Source organism: Nitrosomonas sp. Is37 (assembly GCF_033063275.1).
GTDB lineage: Bacteria > Pseudomonadota > Gammaproteobacteria > Burkholderiales > Nitrosomonadaceae > Nitrosomonas.
Map to the genome: position 1 here is coordinate 125,837 of NZ_JAWJYP010000004.1, position 20,361 is coordinate 146,197.

At 43.3% G+C, this 20,361-nt stretch carries 20 protein-coding genes and 1 other RNA gene; 7 read left to right on the forward strand and 14 right to left on the reverse strand.

Going from position 1 to position 20,361, the window contains the following annotated elements:
• Window positions 1-14 precede the first annotated feature (14 nt).
• The 5 genes from mutM to R2Q26_RS03330 are packed head-to-tail and all read right to left on the reverse strand — an operon-like array spanning window position 15 to window position 4,590.
• Entirely contained in the window at window positions 15-830 is an 816-nt protein-coding gene (gene mutM / locus R2Q26_RS03310; RefSeq protein WP_317534965.1) for a bifunctional DNA-formamidopyrimidine glycosylase/DNA-(apurinic or apyrimidinic site) lyase, read from the reverse strand.
• Complete coding sequence (locus R2Q26_RS03315) at window positions 830-1,693, reverse strand: DUF4340 domain-containing protein (RefSeq protein WP_317534966.1); 864 nt, start codon at window positions 1,691-1,693, stop codon at window positions 830-832. Before R2Q26_RS03315 ends, mutM begins: the two co-directional genes overlap by 1 nt.
• A gap of 4 nt (window positions 1,694-1,697) precedes the next feature.
• Window positions 1,698-3,053: a GldG family protein gene (locus R2Q26_RS03320; RefSeq protein ID WP_317534967.1), complete on the reverse strand. Its 1,356-nt coding sequence runs from the start codon at window positions 3,051-3,053 to the stop codon at window positions 1,698-1,700.
• Window positions 3,054-3,089: 36 nt separating this feature from the next.
• Window positions 3,090-3,833 carry an ABC transporter permease gene (locus R2Q26_RS03325; protein ID WP_317534968.1) on the reverse strand — a complete coding sequence of 248 codons (744 nt, stop codon included), beginning with the start codon at window positions 3,831-3,833 and terminating at the stop codon, window positions 3,090-3,092.
• Between the two features lie 4 nt (window positions 3,834-3,837).
• A complete protein-coding gene (locus R2Q26_RS03330) occupies window positions 3,838-4,590 on the reverse strand; it encodes an ABC transporter ATP-binding protein (protein WP_317534969.1) in 753 nt (250 codons plus the stop codon).
• Between the two features lie 444 nt (window positions 4,591-5,034).
• Here R2Q26_RS03330 and R2Q26_RS03335 point away from each other — a divergent pair, with 444 nt between their 5' ends.
• From R2Q26_RS03335 to ssrA, 5 genes are all read left to right on the forward strand, one after another.
• Window positions 5,035-5,733, forward strand: coding sequence for an OmpA family protein (locus R2Q26_RS03335; RefSeq protein WP_317534970.1), 699 nt, complete (start codon window positions 5,035-5,037; stop codon window positions 5,731-5,733).
• A gap of 83 nt (window positions 5,734-5,816) precedes the next feature.
• On the forward strand, window positions 5,817-7,139 hold the full coding sequence (locus R2Q26_RS03340) for a TRZ/ATZ family hydrolase (protein ID WP_317534971.1): 1,323 nt from the start codon (window positions 5,817-5,819) through the stop codon (window positions 7,137-7,139).
• Window positions 7,140-7,161: 22 nt separating this feature from the next.
• Window positions 7,162-7,869 (forward strand): bifunctional 2-polyprenyl-6-hydroxyphenol methylase/3-demethylubiquinol 3-O-methyltransferase UbiG, encoded by a 708-nt coding sequence (ubiG, locus tag R2Q26_RS03345; protein ID WP_317534972.1) that lies wholly within the window; start codon window positions 7,162-7,164, stop codon window positions 7,867-7,869.
• Window positions 7,870-7,879: 10 nt separating this feature from the next.
• On the forward strand, window positions 7,880-8,527 hold the full coding sequence (locus R2Q26_RS03350) for an HAD-IA family hydrolase (protein WP_317534973.1): 648 nt from the start codon (window positions 7,880-7,882) through the stop codon (window positions 8,525-8,527).
• Between the two features lie 101 nt (window positions 8,528-8,628).
• Window positions 8,629-8,990, forward strand: a transfer-messenger RNA (tmRNA) gene (ssrA, locus tag R2Q26_RS03355).
• 342 nt (window positions 8,991-9,332) lie between these two features.
• On the opposite strand, the gene R2Q26_RS03360 is transcribed toward ssrA, so the two are convergent.
• Together R2Q26_RS03360 and R2Q26_RS03370 are read right to left on the reverse strand one after the other, a co-directional pair.
• Entirely contained in the window at window positions 9,333-9,674 is a 342-nt protein-coding gene (locus R2Q26_RS03360) for a YnfA family protein (RefSeq protein ID WP_317534984.1), read from the reverse strand.
• A 460-nt stretch (window positions 9,675-10,134) separates the two neighbouring features.
• Entirely contained in the window at window positions 10,135-11,025 is an 891-nt protein-coding gene (locus R2Q26_RS03370; protein ID WP_317534974.1) for a LysR family transcriptional regulator, read from the reverse strand.
• 112 nt (window positions 11,026-11,137) lie between these two features.
• Here R2Q26_RS03370 and metE point away from each other — a divergent pair, with 112 nt between their 5' ends.
• Complete coding sequence (gene metE / locus R2Q26_RS03375; protein WP_317534975.1) at window positions 11,138-13,435, forward strand: 5-methyltetrahydropteroyltriglutamate--homocysteine S-methyltransferase; 2,298 nt, start codon at window positions 11,138-11,140, stop codon at window positions 13,433-13,435.
• 316 nt (window positions 13,436-13,751) lie between these two features.
• Here metE and R2Q26_RS03380 read toward each other — a convergent pair whose 3' ends face one another.
• From R2Q26_RS03380 to R2Q26_RS03400, 5 genes are all read right to left on the reverse strand, one after another.
• Window positions 13,752-14,600, reverse strand: a complete 849-nt coding sequence (locus R2Q26_RS03380; RefSeq protein ID WP_317534976.1) for a transposase — start codon at window positions 14,598-14,600, stop codon at window positions 13,752-13,754.
• Between the two features lie 326 nt (window positions 14,601-14,926).
• Window positions 14,927-16,858: an AAA family ATPase gene (locus tag R2Q26_RS03385; protein ID WP_317534977.1), complete on the reverse strand. Its 1,932-nt coding sequence runs from the start codon at window positions 16,856-16,858 to the stop codon at window positions 14,927-14,929.
• Window positions 16,859-17,158: 300 nt separating this feature from the next.
• Window positions 17,159-17,332 (reverse strand): hypothetical protein, encoded by a 174-nt coding sequence (locus tag R2Q26_RS03390; RefSeq protein WP_317534978.1) that lies wholly within the window; start codon window positions 17,330-17,332, stop codon window positions 17,159-17,161.
• A 185-nt stretch (window positions 17,333-17,517) separates the two neighbouring features.
• Window positions 17,518-18,351 (reverse strand): NYN domain-containing protein, encoded by an 834-nt coding sequence (locus tag R2Q26_RS03395; RefSeq protein ID WP_317534979.1) that lies wholly within the window; start codon window positions 18,349-18,351, stop codon window positions 17,518-17,520.
• Window positions 18,352-18,391: 40 nt separating this feature from the next.
• Complete coding sequence (locus tag R2Q26_RS03400) at window positions 18,392-18,661, reverse strand: hypothetical protein (RefSeq protein ID WP_218132407.1); 270 nt, start codon at window positions 18,659-18,661, stop codon at window positions 18,392-18,394.
• Between the two features lie 126 nt (window positions 18,662-18,787).
• Here R2Q26_RS03400 and R2Q26_RS03405 point away from each other — a divergent pair, with 126 nt between their 5' ends.
• Window positions 18,788-19,252 carry a helix-turn-helix domain-containing protein gene (locus R2Q26_RS03405; RefSeq protein ID WP_317534980.1) on the forward strand — a complete coding sequence of 155 codons (465 nt, stop codon included), beginning with the start codon at window positions 18,788-18,790 and terminating at the stop codon, window positions 19,250-19,252.
• A 90-nt stretch (window positions 19,253-19,342) separates the two neighbouring features.
• On the opposite strand, the gene R2Q26_RS03410 is transcribed toward R2Q26_RS03405, so the two are convergent.
• Both R2Q26_RS03410 and R2Q26_RS03415 read right to left on the reverse strand, forming a co-directional pair.
• Complete coding sequence (locus R2Q26_RS03410) at window positions 19,343-19,618, reverse strand: hypothetical protein (protein ID WP_317534981.1); 276 nt, start codon at window positions 19,616-19,618, stop codon at window positions 19,343-19,345.
• 72 nt (window positions 19,619-19,690) lie between these two features.
• Window positions 19,691-20,233 (reverse strand): hypothetical protein, encoded by a 543-nt coding sequence (locus R2Q26_RS03415; RefSeq protein ID WP_317534982.1) that lies wholly within the window; start codon window positions 20,231-20,233, stop codon window positions 19,691-19,693.
• Between the last annotated feature and the right edge of the window lie 128 nt (window positions 20,234-20,361).

The following is a 20,361-nucleotide window of genomic DNA, read 5'->3' on the forward strand; positions in this document are numbered from 1 at the left end:
AATAAACAATAAGCTCACTTTTGACATTTTGGGCAATAAAAACTTGAACGCTGCCCTTGCTTAATCTGTTCAATCATACTGCCACATATTCGACATGGCTGGTTTGCCCGGCCATATACCCAATATTGCTGCTGGAAATAGCCCGGACTACCATCGCACTTAACAAAATCTCTTAAGCTGCTGCCGCCAGCTTCTATTGCTGCATTAAGAGTTGCCTTGATGGAGCAAACTAATTTCTCATATTGATTCAGACCAATTTTACCGGCCAGTGTTCTGGGATGTATACCGGCACGAAATAATGCCTCATTAGCATAGATATTACCAATACCCACCACAATCCGATTGTTCATAAGTACTTCCTTAATACTGCTGATACGATGCCGTGTCCTCTCATATAAGCTTTTCCCATCAAAGGATGAACACAATGGTTCAGCACCGAGTCGCGCCAGCAATGGATACTGCATGACATCTCCTGTACTCCACAGAATTGCTCCAAAACGACGAGGATCTCTGAAACGAAGAATTACACCATTGGTAAGTTCCAGATCAAAATGATCATGTTTCTCTGAGGGAACTCGAGCAAATACTAAGCGCAAGCTTCCAGACATGCCCAAATGCACAATCAATGTCCCTTTGTTGCAAATGAACAGGAGATATTTTGCACGTCGTACTATTGCGGTTATTTCCTGCCCCACCAGAATCTCTTCAAGATTACTCTGAATCGGCCAACGTAAACGAGGATTTCTAACTGTAGCGTGCGCGATACGCTGATTTAACAAATAAGGTTCAATACCTCGCCGGGTGACTTCGACTTCAGGTAATTCCGGCATTATTCAGCAAAGACTGCTTGTTCCTTATTAATCGAAAAGGGATCCAGTAATCGCTTACCGATACTACTCGGAAAATGGTAGCGTATACCTTCGTCTTCGCGCAGTAAGGTTAGCTCAGATTCATTCTGCTCAGCGATCAACTTAATCTTTCTTCCATCTCGCAGCATAATACTGATTTCTTCTCCATCCGTATCTGCTTTACCAGAATCCAGTGTCAAATAGGTTGCTTGAGCCAATTGCCAATCCTGAATCCATTGATTCAACTCATCCTGACTTAAGGCTTGTTCCTGATGCTGCGAACTCACTTGCCAATGCTCCCCATGCTTCAAATGAATATGCATCAATACAAACTCGACTGGAATCTCATCTTCCGCAAATAATCTCGAATCTAACAAATCGATGGGTAATACTGGCAGCGTAGCTGCGTAGTGTGGTGAAATCAGAAATACCTGCTGCTTAATTGCTACATATTGCTCGTTGGTAATAGGTGCCAGGTCACCAAAATTGAACGATTCTTGATCAACTTGCAACTCAATAACTGGTGATGCCAGACCATAGTGACTCAAATTCGTCGATGGTAAAAGATGCTGGCTTGTCGCAGATAGAATTTCGAGAATGCGTTCAACTTTTACTCCATTCACTCTGCCTTGCACAGGCTTTCTCATCTGCCAGCGATTATCAGATCGACTCAATTCAATCAAGGTACCTTGTCTTGCGACACGGATATGCTGCACTGCTTCCGCAGAGAGCGATGAAATTTTATAGGATACCTCTTCCTGCAATGAAGGTTTGATATAGAGAAACGTTGCAAGCGCAACGACTGTGGCAAACATAATCAAATTAAGCCAGGAATGGGAATGCATGGTATTACCTTCTCCTCCGATACCACCAAATAATTAATCCGCTCATTAGGAATAGTAAAGGAAGGACAATGAGAAAGCTAATTACGATCACGGTTAATGCAGACTCGTCTAACATTAATTGACTATCGATGGCTGCCCGAGGTTGAATGGTAATCAAATCCTCATCACCTGCAAGCCAATTAACTAGATTAATTCCAAAATCAATATTACCGCCATTCCCAAGATAGGCATTTGCAAGAAAATGCCCACTTCCGACAATAACGATACGTTGCTCGCGATCATCGATAGTACGATTCAGTGCTACCGCCACGCTAACCGGACCTGCCACATCATCAGTTTCATTAAAAGTAGCCTCATCATTCAACTCTCCAGTCTCCACCCATCCTTCTGGCGCCACCTCAACCAATGAAACACCATACCATTCCTCGTTTTCATTGAAAATAATCTGCCGTGCAAAAGGAAATACCGTAATGAAATCAAAATTTTCAGTAATAACATGCTGGCCATAAATTGTTCCCAATGCAAATGTGACAGGCACCCTCAATCGTTTAGCCTGTGGATCAACCACCACACCGGGTGTAAAAGTCAAACCTAATTTTTCGGCTAGCGGTAACAGGCCGTATAGTGATCCCTGATCTACCAACCATAACAAATTGCCGCCATGCTCAATGTAATCAAGCAGTTTATCCACTTCACCAGCCAGTAAATCAGTTTGTGGGGAAGCGATGATGAGCGCACTTATGTTGGATGGAATTTCCAGTGTACTGGCAAGATTAAGCGCTTCGCCTTTAAAGCCAGCTTCTGCCAATTTTTTGCCAAAGTCTCCCATATCACGATTGGCAATGCCATCTAGCTTACGTTCACCATGACCTGAAAGCATCATTAATTGCCTTTGGTCAGATCGAGCCAATCGCATCAATGCATTGGTAAATGTTTGCTCATTAATAGTCGTAATATGTTCACTTCGATCATTCAAGGATATCACCATCTCACCATTCATTCTCACGCCCACTTCTTGAGCAAGATGAGGCTGCTCAACTGGATCAACAAAGTTAAGTACAAGATCAGGTTTTATTCTTTGGTAGGCAACTACAAAATCGCTGATAATTTTTCTGATATCGCCTAGCTGAGGATCCTGGTTAGTGGCATAAACCGTGACATTCACTGGGCCATTGAGTTTTCGCAACACCTCCAGGCTTGCCTCACTCAAGCTATTACGACTATTCTGACTGATATCCCATTGCGTACGAAACTCAAACGCTAGATAACCCAGCATACCAGCCAGTATCAAGAGCAGTACAACAAATAGCCCATTCTGCAGCAGCAGATGGAGTCGCAATTTTCTATTAACTGTAATCATTCAGATCATGCACCAAAAAATACTGGCAACCCAGACTCACCCATGAAGCCGTTCTCCATCCAGACGACGAATAGTCAATATGAGGAAAGTAACGGTAAAAAGAACCAAAAAAACGAGACTGAATGAATCAATCAAACCACGATTGAAGCTTTCATAATGCCTGAGCAATGAAAAATTCTGTATAACACTACTTGCATCACTTGCCACAATATCCGCTATCCATAAAGCTAGCAATACACCTAATGTCCCTACCGCGGCAATTGCTGGATGGGAAGTCAAGCTGGATATATATAGTCCAACAGAAACAAAACAGGCAGTCAGCAGTAATAAACCGATGGCATTGCTTAATAGTAAGCCAAGATCCATTGTTCCCCCAATGAGTAAAGAAAGGGACAACATCACAGCAAGTAGCGTAACTAATAAAAAGAATATCAATAGCCCTAGGAATTTACCCAGCACAATAGCCGTCATGGAAATCGGCGCAGAAATTAACAAGGTCATAGTGTGATTACGCCACTCTTCTGCCATTAGGCGCATCGTAAATAAGGGTGTTGCCATTAACAATACCAATGATGCCACCGCAAATACCGGCACTATGATAACTTCTGTCGCCCCAGGCGGATTGGCAATCTGCATGAATTGTGATTGCAGCTCTAAAAAAGCATCGAGTCGCCCCAAAAAAATCCAAGTTAACATTAACTGGATCAGCGCAAGAAAGGTCCAGGCCAGTGGCGAAACAAACAGTAATTTCAATTCCTTCCTGGCAATCGTCAAAATCATCTTATTAATTTCCAGTATTTTCGTTTCTTAGAGTAAATTGCTCAAAAATTCGCTCAAGGCTGAGATTCTTTTGTTTAAGTTCTGCTAGCGCAGCATTAAATACCATAATGCCCTGATTCATGATTTGCACTCGATCGCATACACTTTCGAGTTCCGACAGTATATGAGTGGAAAGAAGAACACTGGAAGATTTACCAAGTTCACGAATTAGAATACGAATTTCTCGTATCTGATTGGGATCTAACCCTACAGAGGGTTCATCAAGAATGATAACCTCAGGCTGATGAATAATCGCCTGCGCAATTCCTACACGTTGTTGATAACCCTTGGATAATGTACTGATCAGTCGCTTCCCTATATTACTGAGTCCGCAGCGTTGTTTGACCTCAGTCAATACAGAATCGATTCTTGATAAATCGATATGGTGCAATCTAGCAGCAAATTGGAGATATTCATCCACTGTCAATTCTTTATACAATGGTGGATTTTCAGGCAAATAACCAATATGGCGTTTGGCCTCACGAGGATTTTTAAGCAAATCAATACCACAGATTTGCACACTACCACTTGTTGGCGCTAAGTTACCAGTTAGCATCTGCATGGTCGTGCTTTTTCCCGCACCATTAGGACCCAACAAGCCCAATACCTCGCCTCGCTTTAATTCCAGATCAACTCTGTGCACGGCAATATGCTTACCAAAACTACGACTCAGGTTATAAGCAGAAATAGTCACATTGGGGAAATCATTCACTGGCACACTCGGTTTCAAAGTTCGTTAACGAATAGATAGATGAGCCGCTCATGCCCCATCCTGTAACAACAGTAGGTTAATAAGCATCTCTTGATTCTTCAGAATCAAATAAAACATTTTATAGGTATCTCGATGTCATCGAAAAATAGGCGAGACGTTATCATCAATTATTCTGAGTACGATTTAAATTCCAGCTATAGAACATTCTATTTAGAAACTGTCTAAAATAATATTGTATCGACTTATTCTATCAGGTCAGTTCAATTGATTGCCACAGTGTTGCATAATAGCAACAAACTGGTTTGACAAAAATAAAAAGCTGGACTCATAATCCGCTCAAGTAGCGCATTAATTATCAATTTTTTGATGAGTGTCACGAGATCGCATCAGCAACAAATGATTTTGTGGGGTTATTTTTGAGTGAAGCAAAATTATCAAAAGGACAATAGCATGAAAAAGATAACGTCGACCAGAAAATACCTAATAGAAGCAGTCGTTTTATCACTATTCTTACTTTCAACAATGGCTTTTGCTGAAACACGTTATAAACAAGGCGAAAGCGATGCAAACAAAGCAGAAGCTTATAATACAGATGATCGTGGAGTCGTAACCCGAAATTCTACAGGCTTATGCTGGCGTACAGGCTACTGGACACCAGCCATGGCAGTTTATGAATGTGATCCAGATTTAGTCAAAAAACCAGAAGAAAAGGTTGCTGCAAAACCAGTAGCACCAGCTCCCGTACCTGCTCTAACCGAGCCAGAAAAAATCTCCTTTTCTGCGGATGCACTATTTGATTTTGACAAAGCTGTCCTTAAACCTGAAGGAAAGGAATCTCTGGATATCTTTGCAAGTAAACTAAGAGGTATTAAATACGACCTCATCATTGCTGTTGGCTATGCTGACCGTATTGGCTCGGAAGACTATAATAAAAACCTTTCCATGAGACGTGCTGAAGCAGTCAAGCATTACCTGGTAACTTCCAATGGAATTAGTCCAGATCGTATTTTTACGGATGGTAAAGGAGAAGCTAATCCGGTAACAGGCGGAAGTTGCATAGGTGAGAAAAAAACCAAGGGGCTGATTGATTGCTTGGCACCTGATCGCCGGGTAGAAATTGAAGTAGCAGGCACACGAGAAGGTCACTAAGATTAGTTTCTACGTTCCATTCAAATTCAAGATAAAAAGCCCTGCACAATGTGTGCAGGGCTTTTTTTTAAAATGCAATAAAAATGACCAGTCCTGTAACCGTTGATACAATCATTGAAGCGCATTGGATCATTCCAGTCGAACCAGAAAAAACTGTTTTGATCGATCATGCCATAGTGATTGACGATGGTATTATCAAAGCTATCCTACCAAGTTCACAGGCACGAATACAATTTACTTCTCTTAATCATATTGCTCTTAATCGTCATGTGATCATTCCAGGCTTAATCAATTTGCACACGCATGCAGCTATGACATTGCTGCGTGGCTTAGCTGATGATTTGCCTCTAATGGAATGGCTCAATCATCATATCTGGCCAACAGAAAAACAATTTGTTGATGCAAATTTTGTGATGGATGGGGTAAAGCTAGCTTGTGCTGAAATGCTTAAAGGAGGGATTACTTGTTTTAATGACATGTACTATTTTCCGGAAGTTACTGCTAAGGCTGTCATTGAAACCGGTATGCGGGCAGCTATTGGATTAATTGTCATTGATTTTCCTTCTTCCTATGCCAGTGATGCTGATGATTATCTGGCTAAAGGGCTGGCACTGCGTGACCAGTATCCTCAGCACCCACAGCTATCGTTCTGTTTGGCACCCCATGCACCTTATACCGTCAATGATAGAGTCTTAGCCAATATCATGACCTACGCTGATCAGCTCGATTTACCTGTGCATATTCACCTGCATGAAACTCATGATGAAATTACGCACAGCCTAAATACCTGCGGGCTTCGTCCGCTTGCACGTTTACACCAACTTGGCTTGCTTGGCCCCAAGCTAATTGCAGTGCATATGGTGCATTTGATCGAAAAAGAAATTAAGCTACTCAAACAACAAAATTGCAATGTTGCACATTGCCCTTCTTCCAATCTTAAACTAGCGAGCGGATTTGCTCCGGTTACTGATTTATTAGCCCATGGAATCAATGTCGGTGTTGGTACAGATGGCGCCGCCAGTAACAATCGCCTTGACATGTTTGAAGAAATGCGACTTACCGCTTTGCTTGCCAAGGCCAGTAGTCACAAGGCAGAGACGCTTCCTGCTCATCAGGCGCTACGCATGGCTACTCTGAACGGCGCCATTGCATTGGGGCTCGATAAAATCACGGGCTCTTTATCGATTGGCAAAGCTGCAGATATCACCGCCGTTGATTTCTCCGGACTAACGCTCTCCTCTTGTTTTGATCCTGTTTCACATCTTGTTTATGTCGCTGGCCAAGAACATGTTAGCCACGTCTGGGTCAATGGCAAGCTATTGCTGGATGACGGAGAACTTGTTACTCTGAACGAAAAGGAATTGATCAATCGAGCAATACAATGGCAGAAACGCCTCAATAGCTAAAATATAGGATAAAAAAAATCGCATGGAAAATGATAGTATCAATGCAGATCCGATAGAACTGGAGAAATTCAGCCAGCTTGCCCATCGTTGGTGGGATCCTAATAGCGAATTTAAACCACTGCATGACATTAATCCATTACGACTGGATTACATCGATCAATTAAGTGGAGGGTTGAAAGGAAAAACTGTGGTAGATGTTGGCTGTGGTGGCGGCATATTGTCTGAAGCAATGGCTGCACGCGGAGCAAACACGACTGGTATCGATTTGAGCGATAAAGCACTGAAAGTCGCTAAACTCCATTTGCTCGAAAGTGGACAGCAGGTTAATTATCGAAAAATTACTGTCGAGATGCTTGCCAAAGAGCAACCACACCATTTTGATATCGTCACTTGTATGGAAATGCTGGAGCATGTACCTGATCCTGCCAGCGTAATACGAGCATGCGCTCACCTAACTAAACCTGATGGCTGGGTCTTTTTTTCGACTATCAATCGTAACCCGAAATCCTATCTCTTTGCCATTCTTGGCGCCGAATACATCCTTAAACTATTACCAAAAGGCACTCACGAATACGCAAAATTTCTCAAACCCTCTGAGATTGCGCGCATGGCGCGAACTGCAGGATTAAACGAAGCCAGAATTATTGGTATGACCTACAACCCCATTACTAAAGTTTATGCACTTGAAGCCGATACGAGTGTCAACTATATCATGGCATTCCGAGCTTAAAAGTTGATAAATGATTGAGGCAATTCTTTTCGATTTTGATGGCACCATTGCCGATACTGCGCCTGATCTGGGTCATGCACTCAATCGGCAACGCATAGCAAGGGGATTATCTCCTTTGCCCATTACACTTATTCGCCGTCAAGCATCGGCTGGATCACGTGGATTACTGCATCTCGGCTTCAATCTCACGCCAACTGACTCAGAGTATGAAATGATGCGCGATGAGTTTCTCCGCTTTTACGCCGAACGTTTATGTCACGATACCTGTTTATTTCCAGGTATGACCAACGTGCTGGATCAACTGGATATTCGAAATCTGCCTTGGGGAATCGTGACCAACAAACCTGCTCGCTTCACTCAACCCCTCGTGCAGGCATTAGGGCTACATCACAGGGCAGCCTGCATTATTAGTGGCGATGAGACGACTAATACCAAGCCCCATCCGGAACCACTGCTTACTGCATGTCACCAAATTAATGTTTCCCCACAGAATTGTATTTATCTCGGTGACGACATTCGTGATGTTAAGGCCAGTGTGGCTGCTGGAATAAAACCAATTGTTGCCCGCTATGGTTATCTGGGCAACGATGCGCCACCCGAATCCTGGGGTGCAGATCATCTCATTGATCATCCTGAAGATTTGCTCAAATATATTTAGGGCATTTTGTTAGAATCAATTCAAAGATTCTGTTAGAATCATATACTTGAACTGAACTTTTTCGTATCAACACAATCTTATTATTTAGTATAAATTATCTTGGGGGCGATTCGGCTTCGACGTGGGTTGCAAAGCAGTGCAGGGCATACCGAGGATCAGTTACCTCGTAAATACATCTGAAAAAAAATAGTCGCAAACGACGAAAATTACGCTTTAGCCGCTTAATCCGGCTGAACTCCACACCGGTGGGCCTCAACGCCGGGTCTGGCAACAGGCAGTGGAGTCACTAACGAGGATCGTATTTTGTAGGGTTACTTTGCAAAGTACTAAAAAATAGGTAACTCGCCTTTCATCAGCCTGCCGGTTGGCGGATGACAGGTTAAATCAAATAAACTTGGCTAAGTATGTAGAACTGTCTGTAGAGGGCTTGCGGACGCGGGTTCAATTCCCGCCGCCTCCACCAACACCAAAAACCAACCCTTCATACGGTTGGTTTTTTTTCGCCTACTCTCGCGTGTTCGCGGGGATTCTTGAGGGTTCTTGCGGACTTCGAGGTTTCAAGAAATCCCACAGATACGCTCATTTTTTCTCTCTTCGCGCCATTATTCTCTCCACCTCTGCCCGTCATACAAGTGCGAAGTCCGCAAGTTCTAATTTTTTTGATTATAAAAATCAAATAATTACGCTCGGACTAATCAAACGGTTGATTTTCAGCATTGGTAGGCGGAGGAAACCTTCTAGATTCACAGAGTGGATAATGGAACTCTGGGCCACGTCAACTAAGGCAACTTCTCACACATACAGATTATGCCTCTACCACTGTTTGTAGCGCAATGATAGCCATGCCCATCAGCGCGACACAGGCTCCCGCTACGTCCCAGCGCGTCAGAGCCACCCCCTCCACGAAGTGAAGCCACACTAAAGCAACGGTAATATACATCCCACCGTAGGCTGCATAGGTGCGCCCCGCCGCAGTCGGATGCAGGGTCAGCAGCCACGCAAACAACGCCAGCGAAAGAGCAGCCGGAATCAGCAACCATGCCGACTTATTCTGCTTAAGAACTAGCCAAGGCAGATAACAGCCCAAGATCTCAGCCACGGCAGTAACAGCGAACAATAACGATATTCTTAAAAATTCCACAATCATGCTTTCTATAAGATGGCGGCTAATACACAGCGCACTCTCCCGAGCATGGTACAGCATCGGCCAACATAATCCTTAAGCACGCGTTCGATATGCGTGCGGACAGAGAGGTCTTGCTGATTATATAAGAGCTGTTTATTCTTTTTAATTTTTTCATAATCGCGCCAGTTGCGGTGAATTGGAATAGTAGAGATTTTCCCCAAACAGGACGCAGTTGCGGAGGGTAAGTTTGGCAACATGCTTGTCTTATCATTTGCCGAGCACTCATGACCGCTTGATCCAGATTCACTCGATGATATAAGGAAAGCTAACGCTCAAAAGATACAACCCACCTTCTGTTAATGTCGAGCCATATGAATGTTCTTTCAACGATACTCCGTTTTGGCAGAATAACGAACCCTTTGGTCTGGATTTGAATGTCTGAAGATTTCAATAGGAAAATGTTATTCCTTCTCGCTCAACGCTACAGGTACACTGGCTGACGAGCCAACTCGACAAAGGCAGTTAAGTAATCAATCCCGGCGTCTGTTTCTCGTATACCTAGAAAAATCTGTTTGGTGATACCCTGCTGCCCTAGCCGCACAGGAACAATGTCCATTTTACTTGCATACTCTTCTACCAGCCAGCGCGGCAAGGCTGCTACACCTCTACAGCTGGCCACCATCTGTAGCATAATGTCTGTCGTTTCAATGATCTTATGACGTTTAGGAGTAATGCCAACGGGCTGTAAAAATTGAGTATAGATATCCAATCGATCAGTTTCTACCGGATAAGTGATCAATACCTCGCTACTCAATTGTTGCGGCTCGACATATGTTGCCAAAGCGAGCAAATGCTGGCGACTCACCACGAGCACCTGCTCGTAGTTGAACACTGGCTCAAAGTGTAGTCCTCGCTTGTATAGCGGATCTGGCGTAACTAGTAAATCGATCTCATGACCAAATAACGCACCGATGCCCCCAAATTGAAATTTCTGTTTGACATCTACATCTACATCCGGCCATTGTGTCAAATAAGGCGATACCACCTTGAGCAACCACTGATAGCAAGGATGACATTCTATCCCGATGCGTAACGTACCGCGTTCTCCCTTTGCAAATTGACGCATGCGCTCTTCTGCATGGTCCAGTTGTGGCAACAGCCGGTTTGCGACTGCCAACAGATACTGGCCAGCCTGGGTTAGTCGGAGGCGATGCCCTTCTCGCAACCATATATTCGTGCCGAATTTCTGCTCGAGTTTCTTCATTGCATGGCTCAAGGCGGATTGGGTCAAGCACAACATGCGCGCAGCTTCTGTAAGGGAACCTTGTCGATCAACCTCTCGAATAATAGCCAAGTGAATTCTTTCGAGCATAGTATATGAATAAAATTAATTGATTATTGAAATATTATCATTTTACTTCATCAATTAACGCATCTACCATGTTTCTTTTTTTCAAATGATTCAAAGAAAAGGTAAAGGTAATATGGTCACCACGCATAATTTAGGCTTTCCACGCATTGGCGCTAAACGTGAATTGAAATTTGCCCTTGAGTCCTACTGGAATGGACAATCCTCCCGAGAAGAACTTGAGATGGTCGGTACGCAGCTACGCCAACGCCACTGGCAGAATCAATCCAAGCTGGACTTGGTCCCGATCGGCGATTTCGCTTTCTATGATCACATACTGGACATGAGCTTTATACTGGGCAATCTACCCGAGCGCGTGCAAAGCTTCCATGGCAATGCGCTTGACAACTATTTCCGTGTTGCACGCGGACGCTCAGCCCAAACGACAGAAGAGCACGGTGCTTGCTGCAGCAGTGTACAGGCAGGAGAAATGACAAAGTGGTTTGATACCAATTATCATTATATTGTCCCTGAGTTTACCGCCGAAACCACTTTCTCTTTAGATGCTTCGCGTCTGCTGGCACAAATCATAGAAGCCAGGAACCAGGGGATCAAAGCCAAACCCGTACTCATCGGCCCGGTCACCTATTTATGGCTCGGTAAGGCGAAGGACAATTCCAACAAGCTTGCTCTACTGGAAAAACTATTGCCCGTCTATGCCGAATTGCTGGATCAACTGGCGGCACAGGGCGTGGAATGGATACAAATGGATGAGCCGGTACTCGTCACTGAACTCGATCCTGATTGGCAGCATGCTTTTACCCTTGCCTATCATCACCTCAAAACCAACCGCGTCAAGCTACTCATTGCCAGTTATTTCGGACAGTTACAGGAAAATCTACATCTCGCCAGCACGCTGCCAGTCGCAGGCTTTCACCTGGACGCTATCAATGCACGCGATGAAGTTATTCCTCTACTTAACCTGCTGTCTTCTTATAAAGTCCTGTCGCTGGGCGTAATCAACGGTCGCAACATCTGGAAGACTGACCTGAATGACGTGCTCGATTGGTTAAAACCCATACATGATACGCTGGGCGATCGCCTCTGGATCGCACCGTCATGCTCACTGCTGCACGTACCTGTGGACCTCGACAGCGAGCAGAAGCTTGACACCGAGATTCGTTCCTGGCTCTCCTTTGCGCTGCAAAAGCAAGATGAACTCAAAGTGTTGGCGATCGCGCTAAATCAGGGTCGTGATGCGGTCAAGGCAGAACTGGCAGCCAACCAGACCGCCATTGATTCACGCCGTGCCTCTCAGCGGGTAAACAACCCGGCAGTCAAGGCCGCCGCTGCCAACATTACCCCGGAACTGGGCAAGCGCAAGAGCCCGTATGCGATACGAACAACAAAACAGGCTGCCCTGCTGAATCTGCCAGTCTACCCAACCACCACGATTGGTTCGTTCCCGCAAACCGCCGAAATTCGCCGGGCGCGAAGCCAGTTCAAAAGCGGTGAACTGGATGAAGCCGACTACAAAGCAGCCATGTGTGCTGAAATCGCCCATGCTGTGCGCGAGCAGGAGGCACTTGGCCTGGATGTGCTGGTGCATGGCGAAGCCGAACGCAATGATATGGTGGAATATTTTGGTGAACAGCTTGAAGGGTATGCCTTCAGCCAATTTGGCTGGGTTCAGTCTTACGGCTCACGCTGCGTGAAACCACCGATCCTGTTCGGCGATATCCGCCGTCCAAAGGCTATGACCGTTGAATGGATCCAATACGCACAGTCACTGACAGATAAACCGATGAAAGGCATGCTGACCGGCCCGGTAACCATGTTGAACTGGTCCTTTGTGCGGGACGACCAGCCACGCTCGGCATCCTGTTATCAACTTGCTCTGGCAATTCGCGAGGAAGTATTGGACTTGGAAAAGGCCGGCGTGCGGATCATTCAGATCGATGAAGCCGCTCTGCGTGAAGGCCTGCCACTGCGCAAAAAGGAATGGCAGCAGTACCTCGACTGGGCAATAGAATCGTTCCGTATAGCGGCCAATGGTGTCTCTGATGAAACCCAGATCCATACTCACATGTGCTACTCAGAGTTCAATGACATCATTGCGTCGATCGCTGGCATGGATGCGGATGTAATCACGATTGAAACCTCGCGCTCCGACATGGAGCTGCTCGATGCATTTGACAGCTTTAAATATCCCAATGAGATTGGACCGGGCGTGTATGACATCCACTCTCCGAACATTCCGACCGAATCACACATCATTAATCTGATGAAGAAGGCTGGCGAGCGCATCCCGGCCAAACGACTATGGGTGAATCCGGATTGCGGTCTCAAGACGCGGCAATGGGAAGAGGTCACCCAGGCGTTAACCAATATGGTTAACGCCGCCAAGAACTTGCGTGCGACTGGATTAATTTAGATCAACTGACTTTATCAGCACAGACACGACGATACATATTATATATCGTCGTGCTTTTTGTCCCAGAAGCACATTCTTTTAAAGTAACCTTGCTTCTTCGGGTAGGTCACGGCAGCCCTGAGTATATGGACATGCAGTGGTTCCGGGAATCAGTACCTGAAGTGTTAATGCGGCAGAGTTCCAAATGTAGTGTATAGGTTGCATGGTAAATCGTTTAGAATGTTGCGCAAGTCAACCGAAAAATCATTCTTATCAGAAATTTTATACAGCAGCAAAAAGATCTTTTTACGCACGCACAAAAGGGCCAGGTCCAGAATCAAGAATTCTTGTTCTTGCGAACAATAACCCCAATCGTCGTTGGGTGCAATTGATAAAACTCTCCGATTTCTCGCTGGCTGTATGCACCTGTTTTGTAAGCAGCGACAATCGCCGTTTTGCGATCTTTGTGTTGCGCAGCAATTTCAGACAAAGGTTTTGCAATCGGTCGCTTTTGCTGCTGAGGTATATTTAAATCGTCTTTTTCCTTCCCAATTCTTTTCTGCATTTCAGTTACGAAAGCTTCATCCCCTAAATAAATCTGACCTTTCAAATTCGACCATATTTCAGGTTGATGCTGCACGCCTTTCAGGACAAATTGCCGATATTGCTCCATTGCAATTATTCTTTGCTTGCCAAACAAAGATAATATCCAGTCCGTTGTTAACCATTCAGGTCTTGGTACATCTCCTACCATTGCCAGATAGCTGCTCCACGGCCAGTCTTCAAGCCGATTGACCATACCTTTGGCTCTTAGCGGATTCAAAACGACATAGCGGGAAAGCTCGAGCAAATAACGATCTTTATTCACCAGGATTGCTTTGTATCGTCCTTGAAAAAGATGGCCGCTACGTCCATGTCGTCGATTCGACGCCTGGGTATAAACGCCATTGAGCTGCCGCATACTCTTTGACAAATTCCCGTCAAGCGTTTCAATGATGAGATGATAATGATTATCCATCAGACAATAGCCATGACACAACCAGTTGTAATCAACAACAACCGTTCCAAGGATTTCTAAAAACCTTAGCCGGTCATCATCGTCTTCATAAATGTTTTCGCGGCGATCTCCACGCGATGTCACGTGATAAAGCGCATTCGGAAATTCTAAACGGAGTGGTCTTGACATAGTTTGTATGTATACACTTATTTTTCTTGATTCGCGACCTGACCCCATTCTTTGTGCATCTTCACATCCACGCTGCTCTCACGTGGCGAAAACTCCATCTGGGTAGCCCAATAGAAGATTCATAAAGACTAAAGGCAAGAAAGAAAAATTTATGAACAGGAATTCCGCAATTGTTAGGATAGATCAAATTTCTATTCCTAATTGCTAGCGATATCGCGATATAAGACAAACCTTGGTCACTGGAAATCAATGATATATTTGTAACATTAATTAAGCTAGATAGTTGTTAGCTCAAAATAAGTATAAATAGCCTATACCCTGATTTCCTATTTAGTGATATTCTCAGGTAGGCTCACGAATGCGGGATTAAAATTTGTAGAAGTTATTATTTCTCTAAGTCTTCTGAAAATTGAATGAAAACTAGAAAAGTCAAAATTATTAGCGAACCCTGGATCGCTCTCAACTAAATTAGCAAACTCTGCTTTAGAATGAATCCAGTCATGCTGACCTATGTTCTGATCATAGATTTTTTTTGAATTTTCTTCACTTAAATTAACATTATTCCGTTTAACTAGGTTTCTTTCACTCGGTTTTGCTGCACTCTGATGAATATACACCTCATTATCAAAATATAATCGTTTTCCGTTTTTTTCCTTCTTAAGGTCGCTATCTTGATAAAAAAACTCAATAGAAATTTGAGTATATTGTTCTCGCCCAGGTGGAACAGGTAAGCAAAATGCGAACACATTGTTTCCATATATCTTATATGCTCTCCCATCCTTTTCTATATCTGCAACTATGGATTCCACATCTCTATCAAAAATCCCAATTATTTTTCTAGATTGAGATACTTTTGACAATTGTTCCAATAGCGACTTCAACTTCGAGTCTCCCCAGCTCTCAGTGAGAACGAAGAATTGAAATTCAAGATCATTAATATTCAATCGACTCATTGCAGACTTTAAATGTTGTACGTCTGTTTTACCTTCAGTAATGACAAGAGGAACATTTCCGTTTCTTATTTTTTCTTCTAGAGAAGAATACAGCTCTTTGAATCTATCGTTCTCGCCAATCATCATTCTATAAACTTCAGTATAAAGCTCGTTCGTAGTCGGATCTTTAGATATTCCAAAAGTTTCTAAATCGACAATTTTTGCACGTTCTGATGCAATCTCAGCGAGACCCATGCTTAGAAACGGTGAATGAGAGCTTATGATAAACTGTATATTTGGAAACAATGTGAGTAACGTTGGTAGAATTTCTTTTTGTAGCCTGATATGCAAATGTTTATCAATTTCGTCAACAAGAACAATTCCAGAAATTGCTTCAAGTGGCTTGTCTTTAGAAATATTATCAGCCTGTCTGATTAATTCACCGAATAAACACAGCATAGAAGACTCGCCTGAGGAAATATTGAAAATTGACGGGTATAGAGTTTCTTGGTCATTTTCGCAGTTTTTAACTACCTGTATCCTAACGCTGCCTAATCCCCGTGGGCCAACTCCAAATCTCAAGAAATCACAGTCCTTTGAGACAATTGAATTGGTTAATATTTTGTTTAAATTATGAAATAATAACTGATCCTTAGCATTTTCATTGTCAATTCTCATGTCAAGTACAATATCCATGATCCAATTTGCGAGCTGTGGTAGTCCTGATACAACTTCAATCGGATTTGCTAGATATCCGTTAAACCTCGATCTTTTCGTGAAATTTAGTTCTATTTTATAAGGATCGTTCAGATAGGCAGGAGACTCGTGTCGATATGCTGGGAAATATGTTAATAAGTTATATCTAAAAATCTCTTCAATTTTTTTTTGGTCAAGTTTTGGAAAAATCATCCTCACAAAATTCGATTGATCCAAGTAATTTTTCAGTTCACTGAAAGGAATTTTATTATCTGGCAATTCGAAAGCGTTGTACTCAACCTCGGTTAATGCATTTCTTACGTTAGCGTAATCGACGATATCTCCGCTCGACGTTATGAATCTTAGATATGCAAGCGATGGTTTAGTGAAGTCAAGATTCTCAATAAATGATGAAACCCGATAAAGGTCGTTCTCTTTTCCCTCATATTCATTTAGAAAGAATGGTCTTGCTATCTCATGAAAGGCGTCAACGATATGAGATAGGATGGTTGTCTTACCTCGACCATTAATTGCAGTCAAAACCGCAATTTCGTTTTTATCGAAATTTAGCTTAAGACTCTTAAACGGTGCTCGATTATAAAATACTGCAGTACTCAGATATAACTTCATTATTCTTGAGAATCCAAAGTTAGGAATGCTTAATTAAAAACTATCTTATATACCGTTCAAATAACATGTAAAGCTACAATATATAGATATAAATATATTATTTATATTGAGAACTATCAAAATAATAGTTAAAAATTATGGAATATGCATAAAGAAGCAATATTATACAAGATACTAATTTTCATAACCTAATCAACGCTTGATTGTCTCATTGAATAGGTTTAATCTCATAGTTGATTAATAACTCCCAAATACCCTAGAAAATGCAGCAAATTGACACAAAATTAGCACAGGTAAAAGTTATATGATTGATTTATTAGAAATAACTGAAGGTTCAATTCCCGCCGCCTCCACCAACACCAAAAACCAACCCTTCATCCGGTTGGTTTTTTTGCCTTCTCTCGCGGGTTCGCAGGGATTCTTAAGGGTTCTTGCGTATTTTAAAGTTTCAAGAAATCCTCCAAATTCGCTCATTTTTTCTCTCTTAGCACCATTTTTCTCTCTAGTGTCGCTACCAAGAAATGTGTGAAATCCGCAATGGATTAAAATAACATTGTTAAACATCAATAAGTTAAAATCGGACTAATCAATTAGTTTTTTATTAGTATTAGTAGGCGAAGGAAACAGCTTATGAGCGATACAGAAAACCAGGGTCTCGCTCATTTTTTCCTTTTATCCTTAATACGCTGATTCTGAGTGTCTACTTCGAACAAGCCAATGGCCTTGATGAGGTCGCTGAATTTTGCGTAACTATAATTGCGCGAGTCGAATGCCGAGAAGTTCTTCACAATATGTTTTTTCACCTCACCCATGTGAGCAAAACCGTCTTCATCGGAAAGCGCTTCAATTGCAGAACGGATCAGTGATACCAGTTTGGTATCCATCGCCAGCTCCCTGGAGCTTTTCTTGGTGTCGGGTGTGGCTGCAGCTTCGCTCGAAGATGTCACAGATTTTGTGGTTTTCTTTTTCGAGCTTGCTTTGGATTTGCTAGAAATGTCTTCCGTTTGTGTCGAAAGGCTGTTTTCACTTTCGACCTGTTTGTTTTGCGAGAGAATTTCGAAATATTTGAATTCATTGCAGGCGGCTTGCAGCGATTCTGGTGTTTTTTTCTCACCAAATCCGTAGACCAGTTTACCGGATTCGCGGAATCGAATTGCTAGTCTGGTGAAATCGCTATCGCTGGAAACGATGCAAAAACCATCCAGTGGAGCTGTGTAGAGCAGATCCATGGCGTCAATAATCAACGCGCTATCCGTTGCATTCTTGCCTTTGGTGTTAGCATATTGCTGAACGGGTTGAATGGCGTGTTTAGGCAGAATTTCCTTCCAACGGCTCAGTTGATTTTGTGTCCAGTCACCATAAATACGTCTGACACTCGCATCTCCAAATTTTGATATTTCCTCGAACAATTCATCAATGAGGTCAATCACCTTGAAGGTGTTATCTGCATCAATCAGTACTGCCAATCTCAAATTGTTGCTCTCGTTGCTCATAGGTTTGTTCGAAGGTAATCAAGACCTGGAGTGAACATGTTCATGGGAGAATTCCTGAAGTTATCTGAAGGTGAAAGTTTACTGGCAATACGGCATATATTTCAACTGGCGTCAGCGACAAGCTGACGCCAGTTGAAATGGACAAGCACGATTCTTCATTAGTCTCGATGTCAACCTGGTGGTAGAGTACGCGACCGCCCAACTTCAGGAACTTTGGACCGATTCCCCTGCTACGTCGGTGTTCGAGGATTGCCTCGCTGCTGTGCCAACAAGCAGTCAATTGCTTCTGGTTGAGATGAACTACTTCCATTTTAGTTTCCTTCTCAATGGGCTAGCAAGGTTCTATAAAGGTACTGCTCAGCTTATGAATCAAGCATTATGGTGACTTGACAACAGATTGAGTGATGATGCTGCTCTAATCTATCAGGAGACTGCTATGACCACACTTTCACCCCCACACTCGTTGCCGACAGCCGAAGAGGTTGCTATCGCTCGCGAAAGCGGCCGGGCACTATCTTCCTACTTGCAGACCCGGGCAGAAACCCAACAGATCGAAATCGTCGACGACAAAGGTGCCACCCATCCAGTTCGTGTGCCAGTGTTAGCGCTGCGACTGCTCGTAGATGTTCTGACCGAAATCGGTGAAGGCAATGCGGTCAGCATCATTCCGATTCACGCTGAACTCACTACTCAAGAAGCAGCAGATGTACTCAACGTTTCGCGTCCGTTCCTTGTGCAGTTGCTAGAACATGGAAAGATCCCATTCCACAAGATCGGCACACACCGCCGCGTCCGCTACCAGGATGTAATCGCTTACAAAGAGCGAATCGATGCAGAACGCAGCAAAACCCTCGATGCGCTGGCCGAACAAGCTCAAGTGCTCAAGATGGGGTACGAATGAATGAGTTCGCACTTCACTGTCATCTACGACGCGTGCGTACTTTATCCGGCACCATTACACGACTTCCTGATGCGACTGGCTTTGACGGATTTATACCGGGCGCGCTGGACTGATATGATCCACGATGAGTGGATACGCAACGTTCTCAAGCAAGCGGCCAGCGGCAGAACTGAGGTGGCCAAGTACAGAACGCTCATGTCCAACAAAGATCGAAAGCGGCAAATAGTGCCGCAAATAGGTCGCAGGAAGATAATTCTCCAGAAAAGGACTGACTGATGAAGATGTGCCACGCAAACCAAGATTAATGACAGTGCCAATACCTTCCAGAGACATATGATGTTGGATATTTTCGAAATCATGCACCATGGTAGAGCGCATCGGATTATCGGTGATGGAATAATCTCATTTCATATTGGAAGAGACTAGCGCCGTAGTTTTTCACTGCCACTCTTTATAATAGTTTAGCTCAAAGACTAAATTCCCATTAGGGGTTGTCTGTTTAAACTGTGCGACATAAGTTGATTGTTTACCATTCTCATGTTCTTTTTTAATAGCTGGAATTTCTAATATACCTGTATCTAACGAATAGTATGGAATGTCATTAAGATAAACATCATCAGCTAAAGATAACTCCTTAAGTTGAGTCACATGATACAGGAGAGAGTTTTGCTCTGCAGTAATTTGTTCCATTCGAACAGAGTATATCTTGCTAGCAACATCTTGCCCTTCAATACGCACATAAGGTAAGTTTATGGCACCTGCCGACTCGATCTTTGCATGTTCACCTGATTCGTAACCATCGCTTAGGGTCCTCATAAAAGCAACAATATCATCTACTTCTTGATCAGATAAACCTAGATTACCTAATTCCTCAGTGTTCATAGTTGCTGCAATTTCTGGTTTAGGCCATTTTCCATCAATATCCCGCGTGTTATAAAAATCAACTACTTCTCTTAAGCTAGTAAACACACCGTTATGCATGTAATTCTAATTTGCGCTAGAAACTGCATTAATAATCCAATCCCAGCCGGCTATACTTTTGATTAAAGCAGGAACATTTTCGAGATCATATAAAGCGCCAACCAAATGATTCTCGAGCGCATCGATGC

What these genes read in the sequence shown, in the direction of transcription:
- mutM (WP_317534965.1), bottom strand. Translation starts at nt 830, where the DNA reads ATGCCGGAATTACCTGAAGTCGAAGTCACCCGGCGAGGTATTGAACCT.
- R2Q26_RS03315 (WP_317534966.1), bottom strand. Translation starts at nt 1,693, where the DNA reads ATGCATTCCCATTCCTGGCTTAATTTGATTATGTTTGCCACAGTCGTT.
- R2Q26_RS03320 (WP_317534967.1), bottom strand. Translation starts at nt 3,053, where the DNA reads ATGATTACAGTTAATAGAAAATTGCGACTCCATCTGCTGCTGCAGAAT.
- R2Q26_RS03325 (WP_317534968.1), bottom strand. Translation starts at nt 3,833, where the DNA reads ATGATTTTGACGATTGCCAGGAAGGAATTGAAATTACTGTTTGTTTCG.
- R2Q26_RS03335 (WP_317534970.1), top strand. Translation starts at nt 5,035, where the DNA reads ATGAAAAAGATAACGTCGACCAGAAAATACCTAATAGAAGCAGTCGTT.
- R2Q26_RS03340 (WP_317534971.1), top strand. Translation starts at nt 5,817, where the DNA reads ATGACCAGTCCTGTAACCGTTGATACAATCATTGAAGCGCATTGGATC.
- ubiG (WP_317534972.1), top strand. Translation starts at nt 7,162, where the DNA reads ATGGAAAATGATAGTATCAATGCAGATCCGATAGAACTGGAGAAATTC.
- R2Q26_RS03350 (WP_317534973.1), top strand. Translation starts at nt 7,880, where the DNA reads ATGATTGAGGCAATTCTTTTCGATTTTGATGGCACCATTGCCGATACT.
- R2Q26_RS03360 (WP_317534984.1), bottom strand. Translation starts at nt 9,674, where the DNA reads ATGATTGTGGAATTTTTAAGAATATCGTTATTGTTCGCTGTTACTGCC.
- R2Q26_RS03370 (WP_317534974.1), bottom strand. Translation starts at nt 11,025, where the DNA reads ATGCTCGAAAGAATTCACTTGGCTATTATTCGAGAGGTTGATCGACAA.
- metE (WP_317534975.1), top strand. Translation starts at nt 11,138, where the DNA reads ATGGTCACCACGCATAATTTAGGCTTTCCACGCATTGGCGCTAAACGT.
- R2Q26_RS03380 (WP_317534976.1), bottom strand. Translation starts at nt 14,600, where the DNA reads ATGTCAAGACCACTCCGTTTAGAATTTCCGAATGCGCTTTATCACGTG.
- R2Q26_RS03385 (WP_317534977.1), bottom strand. Translation starts at nt 16,858, where the DNA reads ATGAAGTTATATCTGAGTACTGCAGTATTTTATAATCGAGCACCGTTT.
- R2Q26_RS03390 (WP_317534978.1), bottom strand. Translation starts at nt 17,332, where the DNA reads ATGAGCGAATTTGGAGGATTTCTTGAAACTTTAAAATACGCAAGAACC.
- R2Q26_RS03395 (WP_317534979.1), bottom strand. Translation starts at nt 18,351, where the DNA reads ATGAGCAACGAGAGCAACAATTTGAGATTGGCAGTACTGATTGATGCA.
- R2Q26_RS03400 (WP_218132407.1), bottom strand. Translation starts at nt 18,661, where the DNA reads ATGGAAGTAGTTCATCTCAACCAGAAGCAATTGACTGCTTGTTGGCAC.
- R2Q26_RS03405 (WP_317534980.1), top strand. Translation starts at nt 18,788, where the DNA reads ATGACCACACTTTCACCCCCACACTCGTTGCCGACAGCCGAAGAGGTT.
- R2Q26_RS03410 (WP_317534981.1), bottom strand. Translation starts at nt 19,618, where the DNA reads ATGGTGCATGATTTCGAAAATATCCAACATCATATGTCTCTGGAAGGT.
- R2Q26_RS03415 (WP_317534982.1), bottom strand. Translation starts at nt 20,233, where the DNA reads ATGCATAACGGTGTGTTTACTAGCTTAAGAGAAGTAGTTGATTTTTAT.